This is a genomic window from Citrobacter sp. CF971 (assembly GCF_006385635.1).
GTDB lineage: Bacteria > Pseudomonadota > Gammaproteobacteria > Enterobacterales > Enterobacteriaceae > Citrobacter > Citrobacter freundii.
On the sequence record NZ_CP041051.1, the window covers coordinates 1,308,523 to 1,322,249 of the forward strand.

General features: G+C 54.4%; 11 protein-coding genes. 2 read left to right on the plus strand and 9 right to left on the minus strand.

What is annotated here, in order from left to right; all coding sequences use genetic code 11:
- Positions 1 to 108: 108 nt before the first annotated feature.
- Entirely contained in the window at positions 109 to 1,413 is a 1,305-nt protein-coding gene (gsk, locus tag E6P06_RS09715; RefSeq protein WP_139935164.1) for an inosine/guanosine kinase, read from the plus strand.
- A 91-nt stretch (positions 1,414 to 1,504) separates the two neighbouring features.
- Here the strand turns inward: gsk and ybaL are convergent, their stop codons facing one another.
- Together ybaL and fsr are read right to left on the minus strand one after the other, a co-directional pair.
- Positions 1,505 to 3,184 carry a YbaL family putative K(+) efflux transporter gene (ybaL, locus tag E6P06_RS09720; protein ID WP_139935165.1) on the minus strand — a complete coding sequence of 560 codons (1,680 nt, stop codon included), beginning with the start codon at positions 3,182 to 3,184 and terminating at the stop codon, positions 1,505 to 1,507.
- 225 nt (positions 3,185 to 3,409) lie between these two features.
- Complete coding sequence (gene fsr / locus E6P06_RS09725; RefSeq protein ID WP_003021788.1) at positions 3,410 to 4,630, minus strand: fosmidomycin MFS transporter; 1,221 nt, start codon at positions 4,628 to 4,630, stop codon at positions 3,410 to 3,412.
- 174 nt (positions 4,631 to 4,804) lie between these two features.
- Here fsr and ushA point away from each other — a divergent pair, with 174 nt between their 5' ends.
- Positions 4,805 to 6,457, plus strand: coding sequence for a bifunctional UDP-sugar hydrolase/5'-nucleotidase UshA (ushA, locus tag E6P06_RS09730; protein ID WP_139935166.1), 1,653 nt, complete (start codon positions 4,805 to 4,807; stop codon positions 6,455 to 6,457).
- A 107-nt stretch (positions 6,458 to 6,564) separates the two neighbouring features.
- Here ushA and ybaK read toward each other — a convergent pair whose 3' ends face one another.
- From ybaK to hutX, 7 genes are all read right to left on the minus strand, one after another.
- Positions 6,565 to 7,044: a Cys-tRNA(Pro)/Cys-tRNA(Cys) deacylase YbaK gene (gene ybaK, locus E6P06_RS09735; RefSeq protein ID WP_003021794.1), complete on the minus strand. Its 480-nt coding sequence runs from the start codon at positions 7,042 to 7,044 to the stop codon at positions 6,565 to 6,567.
- Between the two features lie 201 nt (positions 7,045 to 7,245).
- Positions 7,246 to 8,040: a TraB/GumN family protein gene (locus E6P06_RS09740; protein ID WP_003847525.1), complete on the minus strand. Its 795-nt coding sequence runs from the start codon at positions 8,038 to 8,040 to the stop codon at positions 7,246 to 7,248.
- Positions 8,041 to 8,140: 100 nt separating this feature from the next.
- A complete protein-coding gene (gene copA, locus E6P06_RS09745; protein WP_096878258.1) occupies positions 8,141 to 10,642 on the minus strand; it encodes a copper-exporting P-type ATPase CopA in 2,502 nt (833 codons plus the stop codon).
- A 148-nt stretch (positions 10,643 to 10,790) separates the two neighbouring features.
- Positions 10,791 to 11,561 (minus strand): heme ABC transporter ATP-binding protein, encoded by a 771-nt coding sequence (locus tag E6P06_RS09750; protein ID WP_139935167.1) that lies wholly within the window; start codon positions 11,559 to 11,561, stop codon positions 10,791 to 10,793.
- A complete protein-coding gene (locus E6P06_RS09755; RefSeq protein ID WP_003021806.1) occupies positions 11,558 to 12,550 on the minus strand; it encodes an iron ABC transporter permease in 993 nt (330 codons plus the stop codon). Before E6P06_RS09755 ends, E6P06_RS09750 begins: the two co-directional genes overlap by 4 nt.
- A 51-nt stretch (positions 12,551 to 12,601) precedes the next feature.
- Positions 12,602 to 13,225, minus strand: a complete 624-nt coding sequence (gene chuY, locus E6P06_RS09760) for an anaerobilin reductase (RefSeq protein ID WP_003021809.1) — start codon at positions 13,223 to 13,225, stop codon at positions 12,602 to 12,604.
- A complete protein-coding gene (gene hutX / locus E6P06_RS09765; RefSeq protein WP_003021812.1) occupies positions 13,225 to 13,719 on the minus strand; it encodes a heme utilization cystosolic carrier protein HutX in 495 nt (164 codons plus the stop codon). Before hutX ends, chuY begins: the two co-directional genes overlap by 1 nt.
- Positions 13,720 to 13,727 lie beyond the last annotated feature (8 nt).

Genomic DNA, 13,727 nt, shown 5'->3' on the forward strand with positions numbered 1-13,727 from the left:
GATAAACTGCGATCTCACCGTCCGATATTGAAACTCAGCGTCGCATCGCATGCGCAGCAGGGAATGTGCTACCATGCATCGCTCAGTTAACCACCCGTAAAATCGACCATGAAATTTCCCGGTAAACGTAAATCCAAACACTATTTTCCCGTCAGCGCGCGCGATCCGTTGTTGCAACAAATTCAGCCAGAAAATGAAACCAGCGCAGCCTGGGTGGTGGGCATCGACCAGACGCTGGTGGATATTGAAGCCAAAGTGGATGATGACTTTGTAAAACGTTATGGATTAAGCGCCGGGCATTCTCTGGTGATTGCCGATGATGTCGCAGAAGCGCTCTATCAGGAGCTGGTGCGTGAAAATTTGATCACCCATCAGTTTGCGGGCGGTACGATCGGTAACACGATGCACAACTACTCCGTGCTGGCGGATGACCGCTCGGTGCTGCTGGGCGTGATGTGCAGCAATATCGAGATTGGCAGCTATGCGTACCGTTATTTATGCAATACCTCCAGCCGTACCGATCTGAACTACCTGCAAGGCGTTAATGGACCGATTGGTCGTTGCTTTACGCTGATTGGTGAATCCGGAGAGCGTACCTTCGCAATCAGCCCTGGGCATATGAATAAGCTACGGGCGGATAGCATCCCTGAATCGGTAATTGCCGGAGCGTCCGCGTTGGTGCTGACGTCCTATCTGGTGCGCTGCGAGCCGGGCGAGCCGATGCCGGAAGCGACCATGAAGGCGATTGAATACGCTAAAAAACACAATGTGCCGGTGGTACTGACGCTGGGCACCAAATTCGTCATTGCCGATAACCCGCAATGGTGGCAGGCATTCCTCAAAGAGCATGTCTCTATTCTGGCGATGAATGAAGAAGAGGCTGAAGCGCTGACCGGCGAGAACGATCCGCTGCTGGCGTCTGACAAGGCGCTGGACTGGGTGGATCTGGTGCTGTGCACTGCGGGTCCGGCGGGTCTGTATATGGCGGGCTTTACGGAAGAAGAAGTCAAACGTAAAACCCAGCATCCGCTGCTGCCTGGAGCGATTGCCGAATTCAATCAGTACGAATTCAGCCGCGCCATGCGCCATAAAGACTGTACCAATCCGCTGCGTGTGTATTCGCACATTGCACCGTATATGGGCGGGCCAGAAAAGATAATGAATACCAACGGTGCTGGCGACGGCGCGCTGGCGGCATTGCTGCATGATATTACTGCCAACAGCTATCACCGCAGTAACGTGCCTAACTCCAGCAAGCACAAGTTCAACTGGCTGACCTATTCGTCTCTAGCCCAGGTGTGTAAATATGCTAACCGCGTGAGTTACCAGGTGCTGAACCAGCATTCACCGCGCCTGACGCGCGGTTTGCCGGAACGTGAAGACAGTCTCGAAGAGTCGTACTGGGATCGCTGAGTTCTTGCCCGATGGCGCTACGCTTATCGGGCCTACGCGTAGCAATAGCAGGCCGGATAAGGCGTTTTACGCCGCCATCCGGCACGTAACATTAACTGGCGGTAGCAACTTCACCGGCAGGCGGCGTTTCAATTAGCTCCAGCATGGTACGGGCGATTTCACGCTCGCCCATGACGACCTGATTGGCTCCGCGCTCGGTAATATATTCCACCTCATCGTCATAATGTGCGCGGGCGATAATCTCAATCGACGGGCACTTCTCACGAGCGGAAGCGACAATTTCACCCGCTTCATAGCCATTCGGAATGGTTAGCAACAGCCAGCGTGCGCAATCCAGATGCGCCAGATTCATAATCTCTTCGTTAGCGGCATTTCCCAGCACCGCGCGGATCCCACGCTCGCGCAGTTCATCCACCCGGGTACGTGAGGTTTCGATAACCACCAGCGGGATCCCGGCAGCCATCAATTTCTCACCCAGCAGGCTGCCGACGCGACCAAAGCCAACCAGCAGGGCGTGATTGCAGATATCCACCGGAATTTGCTTCTCTTCTTCGATAGCCTCTTCCAGAGTCTGCTCTTCCAGCGTTTCTGTTTTGGCGAGATATTTTTCTAACACCGCGAACAGCACCGGGTTGAGCATTATGGACAGGATTGCCCCTGCCAGCACCAGATTCTGTCCGGCCTGCGGCAGCAGGTTTAACGCCATTCCCAGACCCGCCAGGATAAAGGCAAATTCACCAATCTGCGCCAGACTGGTGGCAATGGTGAGCGCCGTGCGTTGAGAGTGACCAAACATGCGCACCAGTAAATAGGCGGCAAGGGATTTACCAAAGATGATAATCGCCAGCGTGCCCAGTACTGCCAACGGCTGCTGGATCAGGACTAACGGATCGAACAGCATTCCGACGGAAACGAAGAACAGCACGGCGAACGCATCGCGCAGCGGCAGGGTGTCATGCGCCGCACGGTGGCTCAGCTCAGATTCATTCAGCACCATACCGGCGAAGAACGCGCCCAGTGCAAAGGAGACATCGAACAGCTCTACTGCGCCGAAGGCGATACCTAAGGCGAGGGCGAGGACTGAGAGGGTAAACAGTTCGCGTGAACCGGTTGCGGCGCTGCGGGCCATAATCCACGGTACCAGGCGACGACCCACCAGCATCATAATCGCGATAAACGCCACCACCTTACCGATGGTAATGCCCATATCGACAGCCAGCGAAGCGAAGCCGACATCTTCTTTTTCCAACATTCCGGCGACGGCTGGCAGGAGAACCAGCGTCAGCACCATCATCAGATCTTCGACAATCAGCCAGCCAATGGCAATTTGCCCGCGCTGGCTGTCAATGAGCTGTCGTTCTTCAAGCGCACGCAGTAGCACCACGGTGCTGGCGGTTGAAAGACACAGACCAAACACGATCCCCACCATCAGCGACCAGCCTAATACAGCTGAAAGCGCCATACCCAGCAGCGTTGCCACTGCTATCTGGGCAATCGCGCCGGGAATGGCGATTGACTTTACCGCCATCAAATCCTTCAGGGAAAAGTGCAGCCCGACGCCGAACATCAGCAGAATAACGCCAAGCTCGGCCAGTTCAGGCGCGAGCTTAGTATCAGCAACAAAACCAGGTGTAAATGGACCGGCCAGAACGCCCGCTAACAGATATCCCACCAGAGGAGAAATACGTAGTTTATTGGCAATCATGCCTAATATAAAAGCGAGCACAAGGCCGCCGACAATGGTGGTGATAAGCGGGGTGGCGTGATGCATTCCGTCTCCTTTGGTTGCTGTGATGATCCTAAAAACCCAAACTACGAGTAATAGTTTATGACAATTTTAATGTTTATGTTTATGAATAATTATTGAATTTTGAAGAAAACGGGATTTTAAGCGTAAAAAAGCACGGATCGGAAAACTACGAGGGGATGTTTGAGGCAAACGCTGATGGTCACTGTAAGTGATGACGACCAAAGTTTACCTTTGGCCGTCAGAAAATCAGGCTTTATGTCGGTTATCAGGTAAGAATATGGTCAGTATCCCCAGAAGTGGCAGGAAAGCACATATTTTGTAGACCAAATCGATACTGGTATGGTCGGCAATCAGCCCTAACACCGCGGCTCCCAAGCCACCCATGCCGAAGGCAAAACCGAAAAATAACCCAGAAACCATGCCGATACGCCCAGGAAGCAGCTCCTGTGCGTAAACCAGAATGGCAGAAAACGCCGATGCGAGGATAAAACCAATGATCACGGTTAAAATCCCGGTCCATTCCAGCGTTGCGTAGGGTAAAACGAGGGTAAATGGCGCAACGCCGAGGATAGACCCCCAAATAACATATTTTCTGCCAATTTTATCGCCTAATGGTCCGCCAATCACCGTCCCGGCCGCGACGGCAAACAGGAAGGCAAATAGGTGAAACTGGGCGTTTTGTACCGATAATCCGAATTTTTGCATCAGATAAAAGGTGTAATAGCTGCTGATGCTCGCCATATAGAAGTATTTGGAGAAAATCAGTACCAGCAGGATGCTTACAGCCAGCACCACTTTATTACGCGGCAACGGATTAACGATAGCGACCTTCGGCTTTCCTTTACTCATCCGATGCTGCGCGGCATACCAACGGCTGATTTGTGCCAGGACGACAATCGCTAATAGCGCAGCCAGAACAAACCAGGCCACATTACCCTTACCATATGGCGCAATGATGACAGCCGCCAGCAACGGTCCCAGTGAGCTGCCGAAGTTGCCGCCAACCTGGAAAATCGATTGGGCAAGGCCGTGGCGACCGCCGGAGGCCATACGCGCCACACGGGACGATTCCGGGTGAAATACCGAAGAGCCGGTGCCAACCAGCGCCGCGGCGAGCAGCACCATATGGAAGCTGCCGGCCATGGCCAGCAAAACAAGCCCGCTCAGCGTGAAGCACATTCCTATGGGCAGCGACCACGGCATCGGGTATTTGTCCGTCCAGTAACCCACCACCGGTTGCAGCAGCGAAGAAGCTAGCTGGAAGGTTAGAGTGATCATCCCGATCTGCATAAACGTCAGCGAGAACTCTGACTGCAATAGCGGATAAATCGCCAGGATCAGCGACTGAATCATATCGTTTAGCAAATGGGAGAGGCTGATCGCTCCTAAAATGCCAAATGAGGTGCGTGCTTTAGCAACCGACGCTGACGCGCCAGCCACAGGCTGGGTTGGTTCACTTATTGCCATAGAAAGTCACTTCTGTTTGGGTTGCGATTATGAGGGTAATCTAATTTGTTATTATTACCTGACTAACATACCTGCGGAAGGTGTTTGAAGGAAGTCTCATTTCTGAAAACATTTTCGACTATTATTTCATATCATTGTAATTTCAGTCGTTGATTTTGGCTCAGGGAGAGAAATATGAAGTTTTTAAAACGGGGCGTGGCGCTGGCGTTATTAGCCGCATTTACGCTGGCAGGTCAGCCAGCTCAGGCGTACGAAAAAGATAAAACCTACAAAATTACCATTCTGCATACCAACGATCATCACGGTCACTTCTGGCGTAGCGAATATGGGGAATACGGACTGGCGGCGCAAAAAACGCTGGTGGACGGTATTCGTAAAGAGGTGGCTGAGGAAGGGGGCAGCGTACTGTTGCTTTCTGGTGGTGATATTAATACCGGCGTACCGGAGTCCGATCTGCAGGATGCGGAACCTGATTTCCGCGGTATGAACCTGATTGGCTATGACGCGATGGCGGTCGGAAACCACGAGTTTGATAATCCGCTTAGCGTATTGCGCCAGCAGGAAAAATGGTCCAAATTTCCGTTTCTCTCGGCCAACATTTATCAGAAAAGCTCCGGCGAGCGTTTATTTAAACCGTGGGCCATCTTTAAGCGCCAGGATTTAAAAATTGCCGTACTTGGTTTAACCACTGACGATACGGCGAAAATTGGCAACCCCGAGTTCTTTACCGATATCGAATTCCGTAAACCTGCTGATGAAGCCAAACTGGTTATTCAGGAACTGAATATGGGTGAAAAGCCAGACATCATTATCGCGACCACCCATATGGGACATTATGACAACGGCAACCACGGCTCGAACGCCCCTGGCGATGTCGAAATGGCGCGCAGCCTGCCAGCAGGTTCGCTGGCGATGATTGTCGGTGGCCACTCGCAGGATCCGGTGTGTATGGCTGCGGAAAATAAGAAGCAGGTTGATTACGTACCGGGTACGCCGTGTGCGCCAGATAAGCAAAATGGGATCTGGATTGTACAGGCACACGAGTGGGGCAAATACGTGGGCCGGGCGGACTTTGAGTTCCGTAACGGCGAAATGAAAATGGTTAACTACCAGCTCATTCCCGTTAATCTGAAGAAAAAAGTGACCTGGGACAACGGTAAAAGTGAGCGCGTACTCTACACCCCGGAGATTGTTGAAAATCAGCAAATGCTTTCGATGCTGACGCCGTTCCAGAATAAAGGTAAAGCGCAGCTCGACGTGAAAATCGGTAGCGTCAATGCGCGCCTCGAAGGCGACCGTAGCAAAGTCCGTTTCGTGCAAACCAATATGGGGCACTTGCTGCTGGCTGCGCAAATGGCGCGAACCAGCGCTGATTTTGGCGTGATGAGCGGCGGCGGTATCCGTGACTCCATCGAAGGTGGCGATATCACCTATAAGAGCGTGCTGAAGGTACAGCCGTTTGGCAACATCGTGGTGTATGCCGATATGAGCGGGAAAGAAGTGATTGATTATCTGACCGCGGTGGCGCAAATGAAGCCGGACTCCGGAGCCTACCCGCAGTTTGCCAACGTCAGCTTTGTAGCGAAAGACGGCAAACTTAACGATTTGAAAATCAAAGGCGAACCTGTTGACCCAGCCAAAACCTATCGTATGGCAACGCTGAGCTTCAACGCCACCGGCGGTGATGGCTATCCGCGCATTGATAACAAACCAGGCTATGTGAATACCGGGTTTATTGATGCGGAAGTGCTGAAAGAGTACGTGCAGAAGAACTCACCGCTGGATGCCAGTGCGTATGAGCCGAAGGGTGAGGTGAGCTGGCAGTAACAGGGCGGAGTGCCGGATGGCGGTGCTGGCACCTTATCCGGCCTACAGGTCAGTGCGATTTGTAGGCCTTAAAGCTGCGCGCCATCAGGCATTCATTCTATAACCGCTTAATCCCGGCGGGCGATATCGGCGAATTTCGCATCCAGAATTTTCGCCAGATCGCTCGCTGCCAGTTCGATATCCAGCCCGCGTTTGCCGCCGGAAACATAAATGGTGTCAAACGTTTGGGCAGGCGCATCGATAAGCGTCGGCAATCTTTTTTTCTGCCCCAGCGGGCTAATACCGCCTACCAGATAGCCGGTAGTGCGTTGCGCGACCATGGGATCGGCCATATCGACCTTTTTGGCACCCAATGCTTTGGCAACCTTTTTGAGATCCAGTTGACCTGCTACCGGTGTGACGGCGACCGCCAGATGCTTCATGTCGCCATTCACGGCAACCAGCAGCGTTTTGTAAACCTGGTCCGCGTTCAGACCTAACTTTCGCACCACTTCATCACCAAAGTTCGTCTCGGACGGATCGTGATCGTAGGTGTGGATCTGGAAAGAAATTTTGTTTTTTTCGAGTAATTTAACGGCGGGTGTCATAGCAATTTTCCTGGCCCAGACAAAATACGACTCAAGCATACGCCTGATGTCTGTCTAAAAAATAGTACCATCTTGCGCAATAGTATTGGCAGGATGATGACTTTGAGCGACAATCGAACTACACCGACGCTTTAAGCGCCGGGATCATAATAATGATGAAATTCCTCTTTGACGGGCCAATAGAGATATTGGCCATTTTTTTTACCGTAACATCTCCGGCAAATTTCCTTCTCCGTATAAATGCAGTGCGCCAACGGCCACGACGTAGTGACCAGCAGGCATCGCTCTGAGCCGATCGCGCCAGGCTGTGTTGCGTTGATGCATCAATACGTCATACAACGACTGGCTAAAGGTATTGGGAAGCGTCAGTTCGCTATTGTGCGGCGGCGTTTCAAGCCACCAGCCCATCATCTGCTGGAGCAGTCTGGCATTGGTATGCCAATGCGTCAGAGTATCGTCCAACAGGGCCAGTCCGTTATCAGGCAACTGACATAACAGCTCGATTTGACTGGATGCGCCTTCCAGTTCGATTATCGGTTTATGCGCCTGTTTAGCCGCATTCAACAGTTGATAATCAATCCCGTATTCCGCTCGCAGCCCTAGCTGCTGTGCCTGCGTTGCCTGTAATACCATGGCGATTTGCCACAACGGCTGAGTAGATAACAGGGATGGGGAAATGCCCAGTTCGTTGGTGACTTTACGCAGGTTTTCTAACTGCTCCGGGCTGAGACGTTCTTCGAGTGCGGCAAAGGTCGGAAGGTTGGCAAACGGCGCGTCGTCACCGGAAACATCCGCTTCGACAATCAGCGCATCGGCATGCTTGAGCTTTTTGAGTAATTTGGCAGGCAGAGGCGCCATATCGCGGCTGCCCATGTGAATGCTGCCAATCAGATGAAAATGGCGGTTGCCGGGCAAAGAGATGTCGATGGCAGGCCAGGTATAGTGGTTGCCGCGCAGTGCAGACCATAATGCTTTTACCCGGTATAACAAATCCATACGACCTCCCTAAGTGGAGAACCATGCTAGCGCGTGGCCGGAAAAGTCGCAATGTGTGAATTGCCGGATGGCGCAGTTGATAGCGCCATCCGGCAAAGGGTTACTCTTTAGGTTTGAAGCGCAGCAGTCGGTTCGCGTTGCTCACCACGGTGATGGAAGAAAGCGCCATCGCCGCCCCGGCTACTACCGGGTTGAGCAGCGTGCCGGTGAACGGCCACAGAATCCCAGCGGCAACCGGGATGCCGATGCTGTTGTAGATAAACGCGCCGAGCAGGTTCTGCTTCATATTGCGTAGCGTTGCCCGGGAGATAGACAGCGCATCCGCAACGCCCATCAGGCTATGACGCATCAGCGTAATCGCGGCTGTTTCAATCGCCACATCGCTGCCGCCACCCATGGCGATCCCTACATCGGCCTGAGCCAGCGCAGGCGCATCGTTGATACCGTCACCGACCATGGCGACCTGACGCCCCTGGCTCTGCAGACGCTTGATCGCCTCGGCCTTACCGTCCGGCAGAACACCCGCAATCACCTCGTCAATACCCGCCTCTTTGGCAATGGCGTTGGCGGTCGTTGGGTTGTCGCCGGTCAGCATCACCAAACGATACCCGGCGCGGTGCAGGCGCTGGAGCGCTGCCACGCTGTCGCTACGCAGTGGATCTCGCACCGCTAACAGCGCCGCTGCTTTACCATCAATCGCCAACAGGACCGGAGTTGAACCCTGGGAGGCCTGAGCGGTGATTTCAGACTCCATTTCAGTGGTATCTACCTGCTGTTCATTGAGCAGTGCCTGATTTCCCAGCAGCAACGTATGACCTTCGGTCTCGCCGCTGACGCCTAACCCGCGCAGCGTACGGAAACCGTTGACCTGCGGCAGCGAGACATCGCCTGCTTTGTCCAGAATCGCCCTGGCCAGCGGGTGGCTGGAACCCTGTTCAAGGGCTGCAGCCAGACGAATTGCCCGCGCTTCATCGGTGTTGCCAAACGTTTTGATGGCGACAACCTGCGGTTTGCCTTCAGTCAGCGTCCCGGTCTTATCAAAGACGAGAGTATCGAGCGTGCTGGCGCGCTGCAGCGCATCGGCATCGCGTACCAGTACCCCAAACTCAGCGGCACGCCCCACGCCGGAAATAATCGACATCGGCGTTGCCAGACCCAGCGCACAAGGGCAGGCGATAATCAGAACGGTGGTGGCAATGACCAGCGTATAGACAATCTGCGGTGCTGGTCCAAAGAAATACCAGATAGCCGCACTGACCAGCGCAATGGCGACCACGACCGGAACGAACACCGAGGAGATACGGTCGGCCAGTTTGCCAATTTCCGGTTTGCTGCTTTGCGCTTGACGCACCATACGAATAATGCGTGACAGCGTGGTGTGACTGCCAACGGCGCTGGCGCGGAACAGCACGCTGCCGTCCTGTACGACCGTACCGGCGTGGACGCTATCGCCTTCACCTTTTTGCTGAGGAATCGGCTCACCGGTGAGCATAGCTTCATCCAGCCAGGCTTCGCCCTGGGTGATTTCGCCATCGACCGGCACGCGGTCGCCGGTGGTCAGGCGCAGTAACATTCCCGCCTGAACGTCTGCCAGCGGCACGTTCTTTTCACCTTCGTCAGTAACGACGCGTGCGGTCGGTGGCGTCAGATCAAGCAGTTTTTCCAGCGCTTTGGACGAGCGCTGGCGAGCCCGCGCTTCCAGCATGTGTCCGAGGTTAATCAGACCAATAATCATGGCGCTGGCTTCATAATAGAGGTGTCGCGCTTCCATCGGGAACCATTGCGGCCAGAGGTTGACGCTCATGGAATAGAGCCAGGCCACCCCTGTACCCAGCGCGACCAACGTATCCATAGTCGCGGTGCCGTTCATCAGGCTTTTCCACGCATTGCGGTAAAAGTGACCGCCCGCGAAAACCATCACCGCAAGCGTTGCCAGACCAATCGCCAGCCACAGGCTGCGGTTGTCATCACTCACCATCATGTTGTCGCCAATCATTCCCCATACCATGACAGGGATACCCAGCAGCAGCGCGACGGCTGCCTGCCAGCGAAAACGTTTCATGGTTGCCACGGCGGTTTCTTGCTGACGCTCGCGGCGCTTAGCATCATCTTCAATGGCTTCTGCGCCGTAGCCTGCTTTTTCCACCGCCTGCACTAAATCTGCGGCGGAGGCACTGCCCATTACCAGCGCAGTGCGTTCCGCCAGGTTTACCCGTGCCTGGGTGACACCCGGTACGCTTTGCAATGCATTTTGTACACGGGTCACACAACTGGCGCAGCTCATGCCGTTTAACAGCAACTGTTGGCTGTCATCATCAGCCGTAGCTGCCGGAAGCTCGGAAGGGACCGCTGCCAGTGCTTCCGACGGGATTGATGACTCCGTCAGCGGTTTAGCCTTTGGGTGGCTTAACTCCGCGCCGTAACCGGCTTGTTTGATGGTTTCAATCAGCGCTTCTGCGCTGGCGCTCCCGGTAACATGGGCCTCTGTCACGGTAACATCCGCTTGCTCAACATCCGGACGTTGTTCCAGACTTTCTTTAACGCGTTTTACGCAGTGACCACAGGACAAACCGTCCAGGGTTAGATCGATTGTTTGAGACATAACCAACTCCTTCATTGCAGGTTTAACTGACTGTGATAAAGGTTAAACCTTCCAGCAAGGGGAAGGTCAAGGGTGTTTTTAGAAAAGATGAAAAAAGGGGCGAAGGGGGAAAAAAACGGGAACGTCACCTCAGAGCGTTCCCGGTCTGTTATTGATTGAGAACGATAAGCGGCGTTCGATGCTCCGGTTCATTTATGACCGTGAGATCGGCACCGTACAGCGCGTTCAGCGCCCGTTGCTTCAGGACATCCTGCGGATACCCGTTATCAACAATCCTGCCGCGTTCCATCAATACCACGCGGTCGGCATAACGCGCTGCGAGGTTGAGATCGTGCAGGACGCAGCAGACGCTAAACTGCCGTTCACGCACCAGGCGACGCAGCAGACGAAAAAGGTGCTGCTGGTGGTGAATATCCAGGGCGGAGGTAGGTTCATCGAGAAATAACCATTTGGGCCGAGGCACGGGCTCCCAAAGCTGAACCAGCAGACGTGCCAGCTGTACTCGCTGTTGTTCTCCTCCCGACAGATGCCGGTAATCGCGCGCGGCCAGCGCCTGGCAGTCGCACAACGTCATGATGTGTTCCGTTTCATCGCCCGTATTGCGCGTGCGATACGGATGCCTGCCCATGCGAATGACTTCCTGCACGCTAAACGGGAAGGCCATATGACTGTTCTGGCGCATCACGGCACGGGTTTTTGCCAGCTCGGTGATTGACCATTCGTTCAGCGGCTTGCCGAATAAGCTACAGCGCCCACTGTGAGGTTGCAGATAACCCGTGAGCTGGCGGAGCAGCGTTGATTTCCCGGCGCCATTCGGGCCAAGAATCGCGATAATCTCTCCTTCAGGTAGCATCAGGGAAACATCGTCGGTCAATCGTCTGCCCTGAATGTGGTAAACCAGATTTTCAGCAACGATCATGACACCCTCCGGCTACGCAGTATTAACCACAGAAAATACGGTCCTCCGATCAGGCTGGTTAACAGACCAACGGGCATTTCGGCAGGCTGCACCAGAGTGCGGGCCAGCGTATCGGCAATCAGGAGTAGACAGGCGCCCGCCAGCGTCGAGCAGGGAATCAACCAGCGATGATCGGCGCCAGTAGTCATTCTGATCAGATGTGGGATCACCAGGCCAATAAAACCAATTACGCCGCTGACGGAAACGGCAGCACCAACCAGTAGCGAGCTGAGCAACAGTAACTGCTGGCGCTTACGTTTGACGTTCACGCCGAGGTAATGCGCCTCTTCATCACCCAATTGCAGCAAATTAAGCGTGCCCGCCATACAGACGGTGACAGCAATGGCTGGAAGAACAAAGGTACTGGCAACCAGCAGCGTTGGCCACTGGGCCTGGCCGAGATTGCCCATCATCCACAGCGTAAGTTGACGTAGCTGTTGCTCATCGCCCACATAGCTCAGTACGCCAATAGCCGAACCGCACAAAGCATTGATAGCGATACCGGCTAACAGCAGTTGCATCATTCCGCCGTGGCTATGACGCTGGCTTATCAGGAAAATAATCGTGCAGACCACCATGCTGCCCGCGACGGCAAAAATCATCTGCTCATACAGCACCAGCACCACGGGAAACGAAAAGGGGATAACTATCGCGATACCGACCATCAGCGCGGAGCCGCTACTGACACCAAGCAGGCCAGGATCGGCCATCGGATTGCGAAAAAGCCCCTGCATGATAACCCCTGCCGTTGCCAGCGCTGCGCCTACCAGAACGGCCAGCAACACACGGGGCAAACGGATGTTCAACCAGATGTCACGGTATTCGTCGTTGAACAGCGCGCTGAAGCTAATGTTCAGCGCCCCCTGGCTGGCTCCGAAGAGCATCAGAGCGACCAACAACAGAGAAAGACCCGTCAGAATGCTGACGGAAGAAAGCGAGTCCTTAAGCACGCAACGCTCCATAACGTCTTTGCGGCGCGAAGTTCCCGCGCCGCGAGGGGTTTACGCGGGTTTCAGTCCTGGCTCAACCAAACTGTAAATCTGGTTATTGAGTGACGGGGCTGTAGCCAGTTCGTGAATGTGCCTTGCAACATCTGCACGCATCACAAAACCATGGCACTCCTCGGCCTGTATCCGTTGCGCCTGACCTGTGGCTGCACCGTTCAGCAAACCGCCGGGGCGGAGAATGGCGTAGTCCAGTTGACTGGTTTGTAGCCAGCTTTCAGCCAACGATTTTTCGCGTACCGCCTGACCAAATGCGGCCCTGGCGCGTGGGGACAAAAAGGGCCAACTGTCGCCACAGCCAAGCGAAGTCACCAGAATCATGCGTTTGATCTCCGCTTTTTCTGCTTCATCAATGACGGTTCTGTGCGCCAGATAATCCTGGGCACCGCCCATGGAGGAGATCACCGTGGCATGTTGACCCGCTGCGCGACAGGCACAGGCGGTGACCTGGCTGTCGCAGGCGTCGCCAATGAAGACCTGCACACCTTTTTCCTGCAACCCGGCAGCGACCTGCGCGTTGCGAACGACGGCAATCACCGGACGTTGTTCCGCCAGTGCGAGTGCCAGTGTTTTCGCGCCGACGCCGCTACCACCTGCACCAAAAATGAGCCATGGAGCCATCAGGCATGTTCCTTTAAGGATGAAGACAGCGCGTGAAAGGCGCTGACCTGGTCGGCCAGTAGCTGACGATGCTCATCCCGACCGAGGAAAATTTTGAACATAGCGCTACCCGCCTGGTTAAAGAAGAGAATGGACGCGGTGTCCATGCCCATAAATTTGCGTTCAATCAGGGCGATATGTGTGCAGTTTTCTGCCTTGATATGACCGGTCATGCCTTTTTTGCCGCGCAGGTTGAAGTAACCGTGGCGGTGGAATCCTGAAGGTAATTCACCCGTGAATTCCAGTATGACATCAGCAGTATGGACCAGGGTGGTGACTTTGCCCCATTCGCTGACGGTTTCCCAGACGGTATCAAATTGATCGCCGGAAACCAGCGTCGGGGAGGGGAGGTTTTTCACCACCTCCAGCAGCGTGGTGTTGTACTGGGCTGCGATAGCTTCCAGCGTACCGTCCGGCTCAGTTTTCAAAAAATCCTGTAAAGAGACATGGCTCATACTTCACT